At 69.6% G+C, this 15,782-nt stretch carries 18 protein-coding genes; 6 read left to right on the forward strand and 12 right to left on the reverse strand.

Features of this window, described 5'->3' with window-relative positions:
• The first annotated feature begins 79 nt into the window (after positions 1 to 79).
• The 3 genes from AAFN46_RS17535 to AAFN46_RS17545 all read left to right on the forward strand — a co-directional run bounded on the left by AAFN46_RS17535 (position 80) and on the right by AAFN46_RS17545 (position 5,362).
• Positions 80 to 1,885, forward strand: a complete 1,806-nt coding sequence (locus AAFN46_RS17535) for an ATP-binding protein (RefSeq protein ID WP_347809984.1) — start codon at positions 80 to 82, stop codon at positions 1,883 to 1,885.
• The gene (locus tag AAFN46_RS17540; RefSeq protein ID WP_347809985.1) at positions 1,882 to 3,246 is read left to right on the forward strand and encodes a sigma-54 dependent transcriptional regulator; all 1,365 of its coding nucleotides are present in this window, start codon (positions 1,882 to 1,884) and stop codon (positions 3,244 to 3,246) included. The genes AAFN46_RS17535 and AAFN46_RS17540 overlap by 4 nt, the downstream gene beginning before the upstream one ends.
• A gap of 232 nt (positions 3,247 to 3,478) precedes the next feature.
• Complete coding sequence (locus AAFN46_RS17545) at positions 3,479 to 5,362, forward strand: beta-ketoacyl synthase (protein WP_347809986.1); 1,884 nt, start codon at positions 3,479 to 3,481, stop codon at positions 5,360 to 5,362.
• Between the two features lie 278 nt (positions 5,363 to 5,640).
• Here the strand turns inward: AAFN46_RS17545 and AAFN46_RS17550 are convergent, their stop codons facing one another.
• From AAFN46_RS17550 to nudE, 3 genes are all read right to left on the reverse strand, one after another.
• Positions 5,641 to 6,090, reverse strand: coding sequence for a YiiD C-terminal domain-containing protein (locus tag AAFN46_RS17550; protein WP_347809987.1), 450 nt, complete (start codon positions 6,088 to 6,090; stop codon positions 5,641 to 5,643).
• Positions 6,091 to 6,248: 158 nt separating this feature from the next.
• Positions 6,249 to 7,070, reverse strand: a complete 822-nt coding sequence (cysQ, locus tag AAFN46_RS17555; protein WP_347809988.1) for a 3'(2'),5'-bisphosphate nucleotidase CysQ — start codon at positions 7,068 to 7,070, stop codon at positions 6,249 to 6,251.
• Positions 7,067 to 7,630: an ADP compounds hydrolase NudE gene (gene nudE / locus AAFN46_RS17560; protein ID WP_347809989.1), complete on the reverse strand. Its 564-nt coding sequence runs from the start codon at positions 7,628 to 7,630 to the stop codon at positions 7,067 to 7,069. Before nudE ends, cysQ begins: the two co-directional genes overlap by 4 nt.
• Before the next feature lie 100 nt (positions 7,631 to 7,730).
• On the opposite strand from nudE, the gene yrfG reads away from it, so the two are divergent.
• Entirely contained in the window at positions 7,731 to 8,405 is a 675-nt protein-coding gene (gene yrfG, locus AAFN46_RS17565; protein WP_347809990.1) for a GMP/IMP nucleotidase, read from the forward strand.
• Positions 8,406 to 8,561: 156 nt separating this feature from the next.
• Positions 8,562 to 9,032 carry a hypothetical protein gene (locus tag AAFN46_RS17570; protein ID WP_347809991.1) on the forward strand — a complete coding sequence of 157 codons (471 nt, stop codon included), beginning with the start codon at positions 8,562 to 8,564 and terminating at the stop codon, positions 9,030 to 9,032.
• A gap of 59 nt (positions 9,033 to 9,091) precedes the next feature.
• Here the strand turns inward: AAFN46_RS17570 and AAFN46_RS17575 are convergent, their stop codons facing one another.
• From AAFN46_RS17575 to AAFN46_RS17595, 5 genes are all read right to left on the reverse strand, one after another.
• The gene (locus tag AAFN46_RS17575) at positions 9,092 to 10,438 is read right to left on the reverse strand and encodes a DUF1329 domain-containing protein (protein ID WP_347809992.1); all 1,347 of its coding nucleotides are present in this window, start codon (positions 10,436 to 10,438) and stop codon (positions 9,092 to 9,094) included.
• A gap of 152 nt (positions 10,439 to 10,590) precedes the next feature.
• A complete protein-coding gene (gene trmB / locus AAFN46_RS17580) occupies positions 10,591 to 11,262 on the reverse strand; it encodes a tRNA (guanosine(46)-N7)-methyltransferase TrmB (protein WP_347810030.1) in 672 nt (223 codons plus the stop codon).
• A gap of 61 nt (positions 11,263 to 11,323) precedes the next feature.
• A complete protein-coding gene (locus tag AAFN46_RS17585; RefSeq protein WP_347810031.1) occupies positions 11,324 to 12,121 on the reverse strand; it encodes a thiazole synthase in 798 nt (265 codons plus the stop codon).
• A gap of 11 nt (positions 12,122 to 12,132) precedes the next feature.
• Entirely contained in the window at positions 12,133 to 12,333 is a 201-nt protein-coding gene (gene thiS / locus AAFN46_RS17590; protein WP_347809993.1) for a sulfur carrier protein ThiS, read from the reverse strand.
• Positions 12,334 to 12,409: 76 nt separating this feature from the next.
• A complete protein-coding gene (locus AAFN46_RS17595) occupies positions 12,410 to 12,790 on the reverse strand; it encodes a DUF423 domain-containing protein (protein ID WP_347809994.1) in 381 nt (126 codons plus the stop codon).
• Positions 12,791 to 12,855: 65 nt separating this feature from the next.
• On the opposite strand from AAFN46_RS17595, the gene mtgA reads away from it, so the two are divergent.
• Positions 12,856 to 13,599: a monofunctional biosynthetic peptidoglycan transglycosylase gene (mtgA, locus tag AAFN46_RS17600; RefSeq protein ID WP_347809995.1), complete on the forward strand. Its 744-nt coding sequence runs from the start codon at positions 12,856 to 12,858 to the stop codon at positions 13,597 to 13,599.
• On the opposite strand, the gene AAFN46_RS17605 is transcribed toward mtgA, so the two are convergent.
• The 4 genes from AAFN46_RS17605 to rpoH all read right to left on the reverse strand — a co-directional run bounded on the left by AAFN46_RS17605 (position 13,535) and on the right by rpoH (position 15,683).
• Positions 13,535 to 13,897, reverse strand: a complete 363-nt coding sequence (locus tag AAFN46_RS17605; protein WP_347809996.1) for a lysoplasmalogenase family protein — start codon at positions 13,895 to 13,897, stop codon at positions 13,535 to 13,537. The genes mtgA and AAFN46_RS17605 overlap by 65 nt on opposite strands.
• Positions 13,873 to 14,100: a hypothetical protein gene (locus AAFN46_RS17610; RefSeq protein WP_347809997.1), complete on the reverse strand. Its 228-nt coding sequence runs from the start codon at positions 14,098 to 14,100 to the stop codon at positions 13,873 to 13,875. The genes AAFN46_RS17605 and AAFN46_RS17610 overlap by 25 nt, the downstream gene beginning before the upstream one ends.
• 88 nt (positions 14,101 to 14,188) lie before the next feature.
• Positions 14,189 to 14,770, reverse strand: a complete 582-nt coding sequence (locus tag AAFN46_RS17615; protein WP_347809998.1) for a hypothetical protein — start codon at positions 14,768 to 14,770, stop codon at positions 14,189 to 14,191.
• 58 nt (positions 14,771 to 14,828) lie between these two features.
• Positions 14,829 to 15,683 (reverse strand): RNA polymerase sigma factor RpoH, encoded by an 855-nt coding sequence (gene rpoH / locus AAFN46_RS17620; RefSeq protein ID WP_347809999.1) that lies wholly within the window; start codon positions 15,681 to 15,683, stop codon positions 14,829 to 14,831.
• Positions 15,684 to 15,782 lie beyond the last annotated feature (99 nt).

Raw genomic sequence — 15,782 nt, forward strand, 5'->3', positions numbered from 1 at the left:
ACAGGCTAGCAGCCCCGCCAGGGAATTGCCCCGCTCGCCCGAGGCACAGGCATAATTGCCAGGACTCACTGGTGCCCGCATGAATCCAAGCCCACTCCACCGCCCGCGCTGGCGCAGCCTGCTCCTGCTGGCCCTGTTGCTGGCCCCCCTGCTGTGGCCGCTGCAGCACCTGGCGCAGCGCTACTACCAGGACGAACTGGCCGAGCAGAACCGCCAGACCCTGGCCCTCTACGTCGCCAACCTGCGCGGCACCCTCAGCCGCTACGAAGTGCTGCCGCCGATACTCGCCGACCTGCCGCCGCTGCGCGCCCTGCTCGCCGCCCCCGCCGAGCCCGCCCGGCAGGACGGCGCCAACCGCCTGCTGGCGCGGGTGCGCGCGGAGACCGGCGCCGACGTTATCTACCTGATGAGCCCGCAGGGCATCACCCTGGCCTCCTCCAACTGGGACCAGGCGGACAGCTTCGTCGCCCGCGACTTCAGTTACCGGCCCTACTTCCGCGAGGCCATGGCCGGCAAGCAGGGGCGCTTCTTCGGTCTCGGCACCACCTCGCGCAAGCGCGGTTACTTCTTCTCCAGCCCGGTGCGCGAAGGCGCGGACATCGTCGGCATCCTGGTGGTCAAGGTCGACCTGGACGGCGCCGAGGCCCTGTGGGGCAGGACGCCCGAACAACTGCTGGTCACCGACGAGAACGGCGTGGTGATCATCGCCTCGCGCCGCGACTGGCTGTTCCATGCCACCCGCGAGCTGGGCAACGCCGAGCGCGCCGCCATCGCCGCCAACCAGCCCTACCCGACCCAGGCGCCGACGCCGCTGCGCCTGGACGAGGGCGCCTGGCTGATCCAGAGCCGGGAGCTGCCGGACACCGGGCTCAGCGCCAGCATCCTCGCCCCGCGCCAGCTGGTCGACCGCCCGGTGCGCAGCACCCTGGCCATCGGCGGCGCGGCGCTGCTGGCCCTGCTTCTGCTGCTCGGTCTGCTGCTGCAGCGCCGGCGCCACTATATAGAGCGCGCCGCGCTGGACGCGCGTGCCAAGCGCGAGCTGGAAATCCGCGTGCTGGAACGCACCGCCGAGCTGGAGAGGCTGAACAGCCGGCTCAAGGACGAGGTACTGGAGCGCGAACGGGCACAGCAGGAACTGGTGCGCACCCAGGACGAACTGGTCCAGGCCGGCAAGCTCTCGGCCCTGGGCACCATGAGCGCCAGCATCAGCCACGAGCTGAACCAGCCGCTGGCGGCCATCCGCAGCTATGCCGACAACGCCGGCGTGCTGCTCGACCACCAGCGCCTCGACGACGCCCGCGGCAATCTGCGCCAGATCGGCGAGCTGACCGCGCGCATGGCCTCGATCATCGCCCACCTGCGCGCCTTCGCCCGCCGCGACCGCCACGCCCCGGAGCGCGTGGCCCTGCAGCCGGCCATCGAGGACGCCCTGGCGCTGCTGGCCAAGCGCCGCCGCGCCCTGGAGGTGGAGCTGATCCGCGACCTGCCGGACGCCACCCTGTGGGTCCAGGCCGGCGAGACGCGCCTGCGCCAGGTGCTCGGCAACCTGCTGGCCAACGCCCTCGACGCCCTGGCCGAGAAGGCCCCGCCGCGACGCCTGTGGCTGAGTGCCGAGCTCGGCGCCGAAGGCGTCGACCTGTTGCTGCGCGACAATGGCCCGGGCTTCTCCGCACCCGCCCTGGAGCATGCCCGCGAGCCCTTCTTCACCACCAAGACCAGCGCCCAGGGCCTCGGTCTCGGCCTGGCCATCTGCGATACGCTGATGCGTGCCCTGGGCGGCGAGCTGCTGCTGGCCAACCACCCGGAGGGCGGCGCGCGGGTCACCCTACGCCTGCGCAACGCCGCGCCCGGCGCCAACCTGCAACCGCCCGAGGAGCTTTCATGAGCAGCCCAGACGCCCGCACCCAGGTTCTTTTGATCGACGACGACGAGCACCTGCGCCAGGCCCTGGCGCAGACCCTCGATCTCGCCGGCCTGCGGGTCGAGACCCTGGCCGACGCCCGCGGCCTGGCCGAGCGCATCGCAGCGGACTGGCCCGGCGTGGTGGTCAGCGACATCCGCATGCCCGGCATCGACGGCCTGCAGTTGCTGGAACAGCTGCGCGAGCGCGACGCCGATCTGCCGGTGCTGCTGATCACCGGCCACGGCGACGTGCCGCTGGCGGTGCAGGCCATGCGCGCCGGCGCCTACGACTTCCTGGAGAAGCCCTTCGCCAGCGAGGCGCTGCTCGACGGCGTGCACCGCGCCCTGGAGCTGCGCCGCCTGGTGCTGGAGAACCGCAGCCTGCGCCTGGCCCTGGCCGACCGCAGCGAGCTGGGCGCACGCCTGATCGGCCAGTCCGCGCCCATGCAGCGCCTGCGCGAACAGGTCGGCGCGCTGGCGGCGATCAACACCGATGTACTGATCCTCGGCGAGACCGGCGCCGGCAAGGAGGTGGTGGCGCGCGCCCTGCACGACCTCTCGGCGCGGCGCAAGGGCCCCTTCGTCGCGATCAACGCCGGCGCCCTGCCCGAGTCGGTGGTGGAGAGCGAGCTGTTCGGCCACGAGGCCGGCGCCTTCACCGGCGCGTCCAAAAGGCGCATCGGCAAGTTCGAGTTCGCCGCCGGCGGCACCCTGTTCCTCGACGAGATCGAGAGCATGAGCCCGGAGGTGCAGGTCAAGCTGCTGCGCCTGCTGCAGGAGCGGGTGGTCGAACGCCTCGGCGGCAACCAGCTGATCCCCCTGGACATCCGCGTGATCGCCGCAACCAAGGAGGACCTGCGCCAGGCCGCCGACCAGGGCCGCTTCCGCGCCGACCTCTACTACCGGCTCAACGTCGCGCCGCTGCGCATTCCGCCGCTGCGCGAGCGTGACGGCGACATCCTGCTGCTGTTCCAGCACCATGCCGAGGCCGCCGCCCAGCGCCACGGCCTGCCGCCGCGCGAGCTGCAGCCTGGGCAGCGCGCCCAGCTGCTCGGCCACGCCTGGCCGGGCAACGTGCGCGAGTTGCAGAACGCCGCCGAGCGCTTCGCCCTGGGCCTGGATCTGGGCCTGGATTTGCCGGGTGCGGCGGCGGCCGATAACGCCGCCGGGCATAGCCTGGGCGAACGGGTGGAGGCCTACGAGAAGGCGCTGATCGCCATCGAGATGGCCAAGGGTCACGGCTCGCTGCGCAGCCTGGCCGAGGCCCTCGGCCTGCCGCGCAAGACTCTGCACGACAAGCTGCGCAAGCACGGCCTGGACTGGGGCGGCGAGGAGCAGGACTGAGACGAACGGCGCCTCGGCGCTGCATGCCGGAGCGGCGCCGCCGGTCCGAGCAGACTGATATTAAAGCCCTCTCCACGCGCAACCCGACGGACAGGCAGTGACCTGACGGTCACGACCTGCGTCACCCTGACATCCCGATTCATTTTGAGTCGCCACCCGGTATCTACCGCCTGGCCGGAACGGCCATCGTCCGCAACAACCTTTACCGGGGCGATCGAAGGAGTTTTGCGTGATGTCTCGTCTACCCGTCATCGTCGGTTTCGGCGGCTATAACGCCGCCGGCAGAAGTTCGTTCCACCATGGCTTCCGACGCATGGTCCAGGAGTCGCTGGACGCCGCCAGCCGCCAGGAGACCCTGGCCGGCCTGGCCGTGATGATGAAGCTGGTGCGCGTGCTCGACGGCCAGTTCCGCAGCCACGACGGCCAGTCCCTGAGCCTCGCCGAGATCGAGACCCTACATGGCGCCGAGATACTCGCCGGCACCCTGGTGCGACGCATCGAGAAGCGTCACCTGGACGTGGATGCGGCGCACTGGCAGAAGAACCTGAGCGTCGCCAGCGCCCAGTTCACCACCCTGCGCAAGCACCTGCCCGAGCCGCTGCCGGCCAGCTGGCGGGTGGAGGAACTGGACGAGCAGCAGGTGCGGGTGACCCTCGACGAGGCCTGCGAATTCAAGGTCGACAGCTTCCGCGCCCTGCCGGTCAAGTCCGCCGGCCAGCTGCCTTGCGGCTTCGAGCCGGGCGAGCTGTACCACTCGCACTTCCACCCGCGCGGCCTGCAGCTGACCGTGGTCGGCGCCACCGACGCGCTGCGTTCCACCGGCATCGACTGGCGCACCATCCAGGACAGGGTGCGTCCGGACGAGGTGGCGGTGTTCGCCGGCAGCGGCATGAGCCAGATGGACGACAACGGCTTCGGCGGCATGCTGCAGGCGCGCCTGCGCGGCGGCCGGGTCACCGCCAAGCAGTGCCCGCTGGGCCTCAACACCATGCCGGCGGACTTCATCAACGCCTATGTGCTGGGCAGCGTCGGCAGCACCGGCAGCGTCACCGGCGCCTGCGCCACCTTCCTCTACAACCTGCAGAAGGGCATCGAGCAGATCGCCAGCGGCCAGGCCCGCGTGGTGCTGGTGGGCAACGCCGAGGCGCCGATCACCCAGGAGTTCATCGACGGCTACGGCGCCATGGGGGCCCTGGCCACCGAGGACGGCCTGCGCAAGATCGAGGGCAGGGACGAGGTGGACTTCCGCCGCGCCAGCCGCCCGTTCGGTGACAACTGCGGCTTCACCCTCGCCGAGTCGGCGCAGTTCGTGGTGCTGATGGACGACGAACTGGCCCTGGAGCTGGGCGCCGAAATCCACGGCGCGGTGCCGGACGTGTTCATCAATGCCGACGGCTTCAAGAAATCCATCTCCGCGCCCGGCCCGGGCAACTACCTGACCCTGGCCAAGGCCGTGGCCAGCGCCACCCAGCTGCTCGGCGCGGAAGGCGTGCGCCGGCGCAGCTTCGTCCACGCCCACGGCTCCAGCACCCCGGCCAACCGGGTCAGCGAGTCCGAGCTGCTGGACCGGGTGGCCGAGGCCTTCGGCATCGAGAGCTGGCCGGTCACCGCGGTCAAGGCCTTCGTCGGTCACTCCCTGGCCCCGGCCAGCGGCGACCAGCTGATCGCCGCCCTCGGCACCTTCCGCCACGGCCTGCTGCCGGGACTGAAGACCATCGACAAGGTGGCCGACGACGTGCACCGCCGCCACCTCAGCCTGGAGACCCGCGACCGCCCTGTCGACGGCATGGAAGTCTGCTTCATCAACTCCAAGGGCTTCGGCGGCAACAACGCCACCGGCGTGCTGCTGGCGCCGCAGGTGGCCGAGCGCATGCTGCGCAAGCGCCACGGCGAGGCCGCCATCGCCGCCTGGCAGGACAAGCGCGAGGGCACCCGCGCCGCCGCCGCCCGCTACGACCAGCAGGCCCTGCGCGGCCAGTTCGACATCCTCTACCACTTCGGCCAGGGCCTGATCGACGACCGCGAGCTGCAGATCGACGCCCAGCAGGTACGCATTCCCGGCTTCGCCCAGCCGCTGCTGTACCGCAAGGACGAACGCTACGCCGATATGCTGTGACGGGCCCGAGCGGCGTAGGCTGGGTTAGCCGCATGCGGCGTAACCCAGCGCTGCAACCGTCATTGCACTTCGGCGCCAAGTTACACGACCGGCTACTGGCTGTGAGAGCTTGAGTGAAGGGGAGCGGCGAGCGGCACCAGGCACCCTCACCCCCGGCCCCTCTCCCGATGGGAGAGGGGTGGCCCAACCAGGCCTGGCGTTGAGGCGGTGTGCGAGAACCTTGGCAGACGCCGCAGTAGCACTCGAACCTACCCCCTCTCCCAGAGGGCGAGGGGCGTTCAGCGATGCAGCACGTACTGCCCGCTGAACCGCACCGCCTCGACCGCGCCGGCGAGGATGCGGCTATGCAGCCTCAGGCGCGCCATGCCACGGCGTCGGTAGAGGGCGAGGAACCTGTCCCACTCGGCCGACGCCGGAGCGGCGCAGGCCGCCACGGCATCGCCCAGCACCGGCTCGGCGTAATCGATCTGGCCCTGCTGGATGACGATATGGCCATCCTCCACCCCGGCCTCGCGCAGGCTCAGGTGCAGCCAGCCCCAGCCGGCCAGCACGGCGGCGCAGTACAGGCTGCCGCCGAACATGCTGCTCTTGTGGTTGTAGTTGCTCGCCAGCGGCAGGGACAGGCGCAGCTCGCCGCCTGCCCAGGCCAGCACGCCGAGGTCCATGGCCTGGGTCAGCGGGATGTCCCGATGCAGCAGGCGCTCCAGGTAGGCACGATCATCATTCATATTCTGAGTCCGTGCAGGGGCTCGCGAGCTAGAGCCTGGCAAGGCAAAAGTGGGTGAGGAAGCGACTGAGCCCGCATTCGGGTTTACTTGCAGTAAATGAGCATTCCGAACCCACTTTTAACACAGCCAGGCCGACGCGCAGCAGACCCTGTGCGGGCTCAGTCCAGGGCACGGGCCAGCTGGATAAGCTCGGCGCGCCACTCGGCCGCCTGCGGCAGGCCGAGGAAGGAGGGGTTGAGGTAGCTGTCGCGGGCCTCGTAGGTCAGCGCCTCGCCCTTCAGATCCAGCACCTCGCCGCCGGCGCCTTCCAGCACGCCCTGGGCCGCGGCGGTGTCCCACTGCGAGGTGGGCGCCAGGCGCGGGTAGCAGTCGGCGTTGCCCTCGGCCAGCAGGCAGAACTTCAGCGAGCTGCCGATATTGGCCAGCTGCAGATCGCCGAAGCGCTCGGTCAGGCCGGTCAGCAGGCGCTCCTGGGCCGGGCTGGAGTGGCGCTTGCTGGCCACCAGGGTGAAGGCCTCGGCCGGCGCCAGGCGCACGGCGATGGCTTGCGGCTCGGCGCCGGCCTCCTGGCGCCAGGCGCCGAGACCGGCGCCGCCATAGTAGCAGCGGCCGCTGGCCGGCACGCCGACCACGCCGAACACCACGCGGCCCCGTTCGATCAGGGCGACGTTGACGGTGAACTCCTCGCTGCCGGAGATGAACTCCTTGGTGCCGTCCAGCGGGTCGACCAGCCACCAGCGCTGCCAGCGGGCGCGCTCGGCCAGGGCGATGCCGGCATCCTCCTCGGACAGCACCGGAACCTCGGGCGCCAGCTCGCGCAGGCCGGCGACGAGGATGTCGTGGGCGGCCAGGTCGGCGGCGGTCACCGGCGAGGCGTCGGCCTTCTCGATCACTTCCACGCCGCTGCGCCAGTGCGCCAGGGTGGCCTGACCGGCGCGCTGCACCAGGGCGATCACCGTCGGCAGATAGGGATGGCTCACTTGAATTCTCCACGTTGGATCAGCAGGTCACGGACCAGGTAGAGAGCCGCCAGAGCACGGCCCTCGGAAAACTGCGGGTGGCGGGCGAGTGCGCTGAGCTCGCGCAGGTTGACCTTGTCCACCCGCAGCGGCTCCGGCTCGTCGCCGGGCAGGCGCTCCTCGTAGAGGTCGCGGGCCAGCACCACATGGATCGACTGGCTCATGTAGCCCGGCGACAGGCTCAGCTCGGCGATCGGTTCCAGGCGCTCGGCACCGAAGCCGGCCTCCTCCTTGAGCTCGCGGTTGGCCGCCACCAGCACGTCCTCGCCGGGCTCGACCAGGCCCTTGGGCAGCGACAGCTGGTAGTCGTCGGTGCCGCCGCAGTACTCCTCGACCAGCACCGCGTGCTCGGCGTCGAGCAGCGCCACCACCATCACCGCGCCGTAGCCCGAGCCCTTGCCGACCAGCCGCTCGTAGGTGCGCTCCACGCCGTTGGAGAAGCGCAGCTGCAGTTCCTCGACACGGAACAGGCGACTGCTGGCGACTATCTCGCGGGCCAGCACCTGGGGTTTCTCGCGCATCACTCGCTCCTCGATTCGAACCGGTATCATACCCCGCGTATTCGAATAATCCGTGCGGGATGTTGTATCCGCTCGCATCCCGCCCCTGCCGGACTCCGCCATGCATCAGTTGCCCTGGGCCGATATCGACACCGTTCTGCTCGACATGGACGGCACCCTGCTCGACCTGCACTTCGACAATCACTTCTGGCTGGAGCACCTGCCGCAGCGCTATGCCGAACTGCACGGGGTGAGCCGGGCGGCGGCCGAGGCCGAGCTGCTGCCGCTATTCCGCACCCACGCCGGCACCCTGCCCTGGTACTGCACCGACTTCTGGAGCCGCGAGCTGAACCTCTCGGTGCGCGACCTCAAGCGCGAGGTGGCCGACCTTATCGCCCTGCGCCCGCACGCCGACAGCTTCCTCGCTGCCCTGCGCGGCGCCGGCAAGCGGGTGGTGCTGATCACCAACGCGCACCGCGACTCGCTGTCGCTGAAGCTCGAGAAGGTCGAGCTGGCGCCCTATTTCGACCGCCTGATCAGCTCGCACGACTACGGCTTCCCCAAGGAAGACCAGCAGTTCTGGTTCGCCCTGCAGCAGGACTGCCCCTTCGAGGCGGCGCGCAGCCTGTTCATCGACGACAGCCTGCCGATCCTGCGCAGCGCCCGCCGCTACGGCATCGGCCATCTGCTGGCGGTGCGCCAGCCGGACAGCCGCGGCCAGGCCAAGGACACCGAGGAGTTCGCCGCCGTCGAGGACTACCAACTGCTCTGTGCCCAGCTCACCGGCCCCGCCTGAGCACACCGACGACCGCGCCGGAGCCCGCGCGGTTCGTCGGCTGCGCCATTTTTTGCACAGCCCGTGACGGCCTTCGCACGGCCGACAGACGCCTCTTGCCCGGGCCAACGGCGCTGGCAGCATAGGCGCCATTCATCCCAATGAGGTCTCGAATCCATGAAGTACTCCTCAGTGCTCCTCCTGTCGCTCGGCCTGGCCAGCACCGGCGCCCTGGCCGGCAATACCTCGGCCGGTGTCGGTGGCGCCCTCGGCGGCGCGTTGGGCACGGTGGTCGGCGAGCAGATCGGCGGCAGCACCGGCGCCACCATCGGCGCCGGCGTCGGCGGCGCGGCCGGTAGCGCCGTGGGCGCCGACAAGGGCAATCGTACCGAGGCGGCCATCGGCGGTGGCATCGGCGCGGCCGGTGGCCAGGTGATCGGCAGCAAGGTCGGCGGCAGCACCGGCGGCGTGATCGGCGCGGCGGTCGGCGGCGGCGCCGGCGGCGCGCTGGGCAACGCCTACGGCGATGGCAACGAGCGCGACCACGACGGCCGCCGCTATCGCGACGGCCACTACCACGAGCATGACGGCCACCCCGGCCGCGCCCTCGGCCACAAGAAGGGCAAGTGGCACAAGAAGTACCACTGAGAAAGCACAAGGCCCGCATCTGCGGGCCTTGTCTCTTACGGGGCTGATACCTACGCGTATCAGATGCCTTCGCGGCGCAGCGCGGCGGCGGTGAAGTCGCTCTTCTTCAGCGACACGCCGAAGTCGTACATCGGCTCGTTGTTGTCCAGGCCATCGACGAAGTAGCGACGCCCCTTGAAGTCGTAGATGGTCTCCAGGGTGCTGCCGAACATCGGCACGTCGTAGTAGCTGATGGGGTGGGCCTCCTGCAGGCCGATCAGTGCGTCGTTCTTGTCGTACAGGTCGGCGGCGAGGATCTGCCAGCTGTCCTCGTCCAGATAGAAGCGACGCTTGCCGTAGGGATGGCTGTGGCCCTTGCGCAGCTTGGCCTCGACCACCCAGACGCGGTGCAGCTCGTGGCGCAGCAGCTCGGGATTGACGTGCTGCTTCTGCAGGATCCGCTCGTAGGGAATGCCCTTCTGGTGCACCGCGTAGCTGTTGTAGGGCATCAGCATTTCCTGCTTGCCGACCAGCGTCCACTCGTAGCGATCCGGCGCGCCGTTGTAGGCATCCACCACGTCGGCGGTGGCCATGCCGTTGGTGTCCGGCTGCATGGCGTCATAGGCCAGCATCGGCAGACGGCGCACGCGCCGCTCGCCGCGGCTGAAGCGCCAGGCCTTGCGAATCGCCAACACCTGGTCGAGGGTCTCCTGCACCACCAGGGCGGAGCCGGCCAGCTTGCTCGGCGCGGTGATCACGTACTTGTAGAAGAACAGGGTATTGTCCAGATCGGCCGGGGTCATGCCTTCGCGGCCGTAGATGAACATCACGTCGCGCTCGCGCTTGACCAGCACATAGTCGCCGCCCTGCAGCACGGCGGCGTGGTTGGTGGTCATCCGCACCTGCTCGCCACGATAGCGGGCGATGTGATTCCAGATCGCCTCCTGACCGCTCTGCGGAATCGGGAAGGGGATGCCCGCGGCGGTGCCCTCGATGCCGTTGCCGCCGGAGATCAGCGTGGCATTGCTGGCGTTGTAGCGGGTGGCGTCGTAGATGCGCTGCGGCGCCGCGGCACTGCGCCGGGTCGGCAGCACGCGCAGGTAGTAGTCCGGGTTGTCCTGCAGCAGCTTCTGGTAACCGGGGCTGAGCAGGGCCTGGTACTGCGCCAGGTTGCCGGCGCCGACGCGGTACAGCTCGGCATCGGCGGCGTAGGGGTCGGGATGGTGCATGCCCGCCTGGTAGTTGGCCGGCGGCGTGGCGAGGCCGCCCTCCCAGGACGGGATGGTACCGGCGGCATTGCCGGCGCGCTCGCCGCCCAGCGGCATCAGGTCCTGCCCGAGACGGGCGGCCTGGGCCGCGTCGACGCGGGCGTGTGCGGGCAGGCTGACAGCGGCTGCCAGCGACAGGACTGCAAAGATTCTCAGCACAGCGTTCTCCTCGCGACGCCACGGGCGCCGCTGTTCTTATCGTACGACCAGTGTAGGTCGCGCTCGCAGATTGCCGTTGGGTGAGGTAGGGGCCGTCCTGGCGCCGGGTGGTCCCGGTCGTGTGGCCCGGTATCCTGCCGGGCCTTGCATGATCATTCGCTGCGCTGGAACTTGAGATCCCAGACGCCATGGCCGAGGCGCTCGCCGCGCTTCTCGAACTTGGTCACCGGGCGCTCGTCGGGGCGCTCGACATAACCGGCCGCGCCGGCCAGGTTGCGATAGCCGGGGGCCGCGGACATGACCTCCAGCATGTGTTCGGCGTAGGCCTGCCAGTCGGTGGCCATGTGCAGCACCCCGCCGATCTTCAGCTTGCTGCGCACCAGCTCGGCGAAGGCCGGCTGGACGATGCGCCGCTTGTGGTGGCGGGCCTTGTGCCAGGGGTCGGGAAAGAACAGCAGGACACGGTCCAGGCTGGCGTCGGCCACGCAGTCGCGCAGCACTTCCAGAGCGTCGCAGCTGTACACACGGATGTTGGACAGGTTCTGCGTCAGCATGCCGTTGAGCAGGGCGCCGACGCCCGGCTTGTGCACTTCGACGCCGATGAAGTCCTGCTCCGGAGCGCTAGCGGCCATCTCCAGGGTGGCATGGCCCATGCCGAAACCGATCTCGAAGGTGCGCGGCGCGCTACGGCCGAACACCTGGTCGAAGTCGCGCAGGCCGTCGGCCAGCTCCAGGCCGAACTTCGGCCAGCCCTGCTCCAGGCCACGCTGCTGGCCTTCGGTCATGCGCCCGGCGCGCATCACGAAACTCTTGATGGTGCGCAGGGGTCGCTGGGCCGCGCCTGCGTCGGCCTGCTGGATATCGTCGCTCATGGAACTCTCTTGCTTACTTGATCAGGCCGTCCAGCGGCGACGAGGCGCTCGCGTAGAGCTTCTTCGGCATGCGCCCGGCCAGGTAGGCCATGCGCCCGGCGATGATCGCGTGTTTCATCGCCGCGCCCATCAGGATCGGGTCCTGGGCGTGGGCGATGGCGCTGTTCATCAGCACCGCCTCGCAGCCCAGCTCCATGGCGATGGTGGCGTCGGAGGCGGTGCCCACGCCAGCGTCGACCAGCACCGGCACGGTCGCCTCTTCGAGGATGATGCGCAGGTTGTAGGGGTTGCAGATGCCCAGCCCGGTGCCGATCAGGCCGGCCAGCGGCATCACCGCGATGCAGCCCATCTCGGCCAGCTGGCGGGCGATGATGGGGTCGTCGCTGGTGTACACCATCACGTCGAAGCCTTCCTTGACCAGCACTTCGGCGGCCTTGAGGGTCTCGATCACGTTGGGGAACAGGGTCTTCTGGTCGGCCAGCACCTCCAGCTTGACCAGCTTGTGGCCGTCGAGCAGCTCGCGGGCCAGGCGGCAGGTGCGCACCGCTTCCTCGGCGGTGTAGCAGCCGGCGGTGTTGGGCAGGATGGTGTATTTGTCCGGCGAGATCACGTCGAGCAGATTGGGCTCGCCCGGGTTCTGCCCGAGATTGGTCCGGCGCACCGCCACGGTGACGATCTCGGCGCCGCTGGCCTCGATGGCCAGGCGGGTTTCCTCGAGGTCCTTGTACTTGCCGGTCCCCACCAGCAGGCGCGACTCGTAGGTACGGCCGGCCAGGCTGAAGGGCTTGTCGATGATGGCACTCATGGCAATTCCTCGGGCGACTAGCCGCCGCCGATGGCGTGGACGACCTCCAGCTGGTCGCCCTCGTGCAGGACGGTGGCGCCGTGCTGGCTGCGCGGCACTATGTCCAGGTTGAGTTCGACCGCCACCCGCTTGCCGGCGGCATCCAGACGCAGCAACAGGTCGGCGACCGTGGCGCCGTCGGGCAACTCGTAGGCTTCACCGTTCAGTTGAATAAGCATGGCCGGTCGGTCAGAACTTGAAAGGGTCGGCATTCTAGCCCGTTCGCAAGCGCCGACCAAGGCGCCGGCATGCCATTTATCCGGAGCGCCCGCCCCGCCAGGCCGCCAGGCCCAGGCAGAACCAGCCGCCGAGGAAGCTCAGCCCGCCCAGCGGCGTGATCATGCCGAGCTTGCCCAGACCGCTCAGGCTCAGCGCATAGAGGCTGCCGGAGAACAGCAGGATGCCGAGCGCGAACAGGCCACCGGCCAAGTTAGGCAGACGACCCGGCAGGCGCTCGGCCAGCAGGGCCACGCCGAACAGGGCCAGGGCGTGCACCAGCTGGTAGTGCACGCCGGTCTGGAACACCGCCAGATACTCCGTGCTCAGCTGGCTCTTCAGCCCGTGCGCGGCGAAGGCGCCCAGGGCCACGCCGGAGAAGCCGGCCACGGCGGCCAGCAGCAGGAAGACACGCGCCATGATGGACTCCCGATCCGTATCGAAGCGGCCGCTATAATGGCCGCCCTCTCCCACCGGGCCAAGCCATGCTACGCACCCTGCTCCGTCGCCTGACCAAACTGCTGCTGTGGTTCGCCGCGCTCAGCGCCCTGCTGGTGCTGGCGCTGCGCTGGATCGACCCGCCCGGCACGGCGCTGATGGTCGAGCGCAAGATCGAGTCCTGGAGCGACGGCACGCCGATCGACCTGCAGCACAGCTGGCGCCCCTGGCAGGAGCTGCCGGACCACCTGAAGATCGCGGTGATCGCCGGCGAGGACCAGAAGTTCGCCGAGCACTGGGGCTTCGACCTCGCCGCCATCCGCCAGGCCCTGGCGCACAACGCAGGCGGCGGCCGCCTGCGCGGCGCCAGCACCATCAGCCAGCAGGTGGCCAAGAACCTGTTCCTCTGGTCCGGCCGCAGCTGGCCGCGCAAGGCGCTGGAGGCCTGGTTCACCGGCCTGGTCGAGCTGCTCTGGCCGAAGCAGCGCATCCTCGAGGTCTATCTCAACAGCGTGGAATGGGGCGACGGCGTGTTCGGCGCCGAGGCCGCCGCGCGCCACCACTTCGGCATCGGCGCACCCTATCTGTCGCGCCAGCAGGCCAGCCAACTGGCCGCCGTGCTGCCCAACCCCCGCGCCTGGAGCGCCAGCCGCCCCGGCCCCCACGCGCAACGCCGCGCCGCCTGGATTCGTCGGCAGAGCCAGCAGCTGGGCGGCAGTCACTACCTCAACCAGTTGCCCGCGCCACTGCCCCTGAGCCAGTGGTGGCCGCAGTGGCTGCCGAGACCCTGAGCAGGCCCCAGGCGATCAGCGCCTGGCCGGCGAAGTAGCAGCTCACTATCGCCTCGACCGCATGGGGGAAGGGCTGGACGAACTTGTTCACCCCGATCAGCGAGTCGGCCAGCACGAACAGCACGGCGCCCAGCCATAGCGGCCCCGGGCTCCGCTCCAGGCGCCCGGCGAGCAGGGCCATGGCCAGCAGGCAGCTCAGGTAGATGGCCACCGGAATCTGCAATTTGCCCGCGGCCGGCAGCATCCAGGCGGCCATGCCCAGGGCATAGAGCGTCACCGGCAGGCCGCGCCAGAGCAACCAGGGCCGCCCGCGCCCGAGCCGAGCGCCAGCCAGTGCCCGGCGACACCCGGGAAGGCGCGCCAGGCGAGGAAGGCGAACAGCAGCATGGGCAGCGGCTTGAGCAGCCAGCCCAGCGGATAGGGCTTGAGCGGCAACAGCAGCAGATAGAGCACGCCGAGGCCGATGGCGACGGCGTAGAGGCGCAGCAGGCTGGCAGGCATGACGGACTCCCATGGGCGGAGAGCCGATCCTGCCGCGCGGCCGGGCACTCGGCCAGGCACCGCGCGCCAGGAGCGCCGGCCGCAGGCGTCAGTGGCGCAGCAGGCGCTTGGGCACGGCCCTCAACAACCGCACGCGCTCATCCTGAATGTGCGCGGTCAGCCCCTGCTGCGGGTAGACCCAAGCCTCGCCCTCCTGCAATTGCAGGCGCAGGCGTGGCGCACCCAGACTGGCGCTCAGGAGCGTCGCCGAGACGCTGCCTTGCGGCTGCAGGTTGAGCGCCTCGACGGGCCTGTCGGCCAGTTGCGCCAGCATCTGTGCGGACTGCGGCCGCTCCGGCTCGTCGGGCCCGATGCCGCTGGCCGCGGCCAGGCTGGCGCGCTGCGCCTCGCTCAGCGCCGGCTCGGCCTCCACCCGCCAGCCCTCCAGCGCGCCACGCAACAACAGGCGCGGCCCCGGCTGCAGCCACAGCTCGGCATCGGGCAGGCGCTCGTGCAGCCGGCCCAGGCTCAGGCGCTCCTCGGCCAGCGGCCGCAGCACCTCGGCATCCCACTGCTGCAGCCAAGGCAGCGTGGCGGGCTTGTCTTGCTGCGGCACCAGCCACCAGTAGCCGAGCAGGCAGCTGGCCAGGGCCACCAGGGTGAACAGCAGGGCGGGTGGGCGGCGGTTCAAGGCAATCTCCGGGCAGAAAAAAGCCGCACCTGGGTGCGGCTTTTCGGAATGGCGCTGATCAGGCCTGAATCGAGCCTTTCAGCTTGTTCATGGCGTTCTTCTCCAGCTGGCGGATGCGCTCGGCGGAGACGTTGTACTTGGCGGCCAGGTCGTGCAGGGTCGCCTTCTCTTCGGCCAGCCAGCGCTGGTAGAGGATGTCGCGGCTGCGCTCGTCCAGGCCTTCCAGCGCCTCGTGCAGGCTGGCGTTGGCGCTGTCGCTCCAGTCGGCGTCTTCCAGCTGGCGGGCCGGGTCGTAGCGATGGTCTTCCAGATAGTGGGCCGGCGACTGGTAGGCGGCATCGTCGTCGGCATCGGCTGCCGGGTCGAAGGCCATGTCGTGGCCGGTCAGGCGGCTCTCCATCTCGCGCACTTCGTGCGGCTCCACGCCCAGGCTCTCGGCCACGGCGTGCACTTCGTCATTGTTCAGCCAGGCCAGGCGCTTCTTCTGGCTGCGCAGGTTGAAGAACAGCTTGCGCTGCGCCTTGGTGGTAGCGACCTTGACGATGCGCCAGTTGCGCAGGATGAACTCGTGGATCTCGGCCTTGACCCAGTGCACGGCGAAGGACACCAGGCGTACCCCCATCTCGGGGTTGAAACGCTTGACCGCCTTCATCAGGCCGACGTTGCCTTCCTGGATCAGGTCGGCCTGGGACAGGCCGTAGCCGGCATAGCTGCGGGCGATATGCACGACGAAGCGCAGGTGGGCCAGCACCAGCTGGCGCGCGGCTTCCAGGTCCTGCTCGTAGTAGAGACTCTCGGCCAGCTCGCGCTCCTGCTCGGCGGTCAGCAGCGGAATGCTGTTCACCGCGTGCACATAAGCCTCCAGGTTGGCGCCTGGGACTAAGGCATGTACGGGTTGCAGGGCAGTGGTCATCGGAAACCTCCGGTATTGCGGGGCAGTGCAGTCTAGCACCGCCCATTCTGAGCCGGGAACCTGTGGAAAAGTTCCCTTACAGTTGCTCAGAAAATGATC

This window comes from Pseudomonas sp. CAU 1711 (assembly GCF_039888625.1).
Lineage (GTDB): Bacteria > Pseudomonadota > Gammaproteobacteria > Pseudomonadales > Pseudomonadaceae > Aquipseudomonas.

Excerpts from the sequence above, each read along its gene's own strand:
- AAFN46_RS17610 (WP_347809997.1), bottom strand. The coding sequence starts at position 14,100 with ATGCCTGCCAGCCTGCTGCGCCTCTACGCCGTCGCCATCGGCCTCGGC.
- AAFN46_RS17595 (WP_347809994.1), bottom strand. The coding sequence starts at position 12,790 with ATGGCGCGTGTCTTCCTGCTGCTGGCCGCCGTGGCCGGCTTCTCCGGC.
- AAFN46_RS17540 (WP_347809985.1), top strand. The coding sequence starts at position 1,882 with ATGAGCAGCCCAGACGCCCGCACCCAGGTTCTTTTGATCGACGACGAC.
- AAFN46_RS17550 (WP_347809987.1), bottom strand. The coding sequence starts at position 6,090 with ATGAATGATGATCGTGCCTACCTGGAGCGCCTGCTGCATCGGGACATC.
- nudE (WP_347809989.1), bottom strand. The coding sequence starts at position 7,630 with ATGCGCGAGAAACCCCAGGTGCTGGCCCGCGAGATAGTCGCCAGCAGT.
- rpoH (WP_347809999.1), bottom strand. The coding sequence starts at position 15,683 with ATGACCACTGCCCTGCAACCCGTACATGCCTTAGTCCCAGGCGCCAAC.
- AAFN46_RS17570 (WP_347809991.1), top strand. The coding sequence starts at position 8,562 with ATGAAGTACTCCTCAGTGCTCCTCCTGTCGCTCGGCCTGGCCAGCACC.
- yrfG (WP_347809990.1), top strand. The coding sequence starts at position 7,731 with ATGCATCAGTTGCCCTGGGCCGATATCGACACCGTTCTGCTCGACATG.
- AAFN46_RS17535 (WP_347809984.1), top strand. The coding sequence starts at position 80 with ATGAATCCAAGCCCACTCCACCGCCCGCGCTGGCGCAGCCTGCTCCTG.
- AAFN46_RS17545 (WP_347809986.1), top strand. The coding sequence starts at position 3,479 with ATGTCTCGTCTACCCGTCATCGTCGGTTTCGGCGGCTATAACGCCGCC.
- mtgA (WP_347809995.1), top strand. The coding sequence starts at position 12,856 with ATGCTACGCACCCTGCTCCGTCGCCTGACCAAACTGCTGCTGTGGTTC.
- thiS (WP_347809993.1), bottom strand. The coding sequence starts at position 12,333 with ATGCTTATTCAACTGAACGGTGAAGCCTACGAGTTGCCCGACGGCGCC.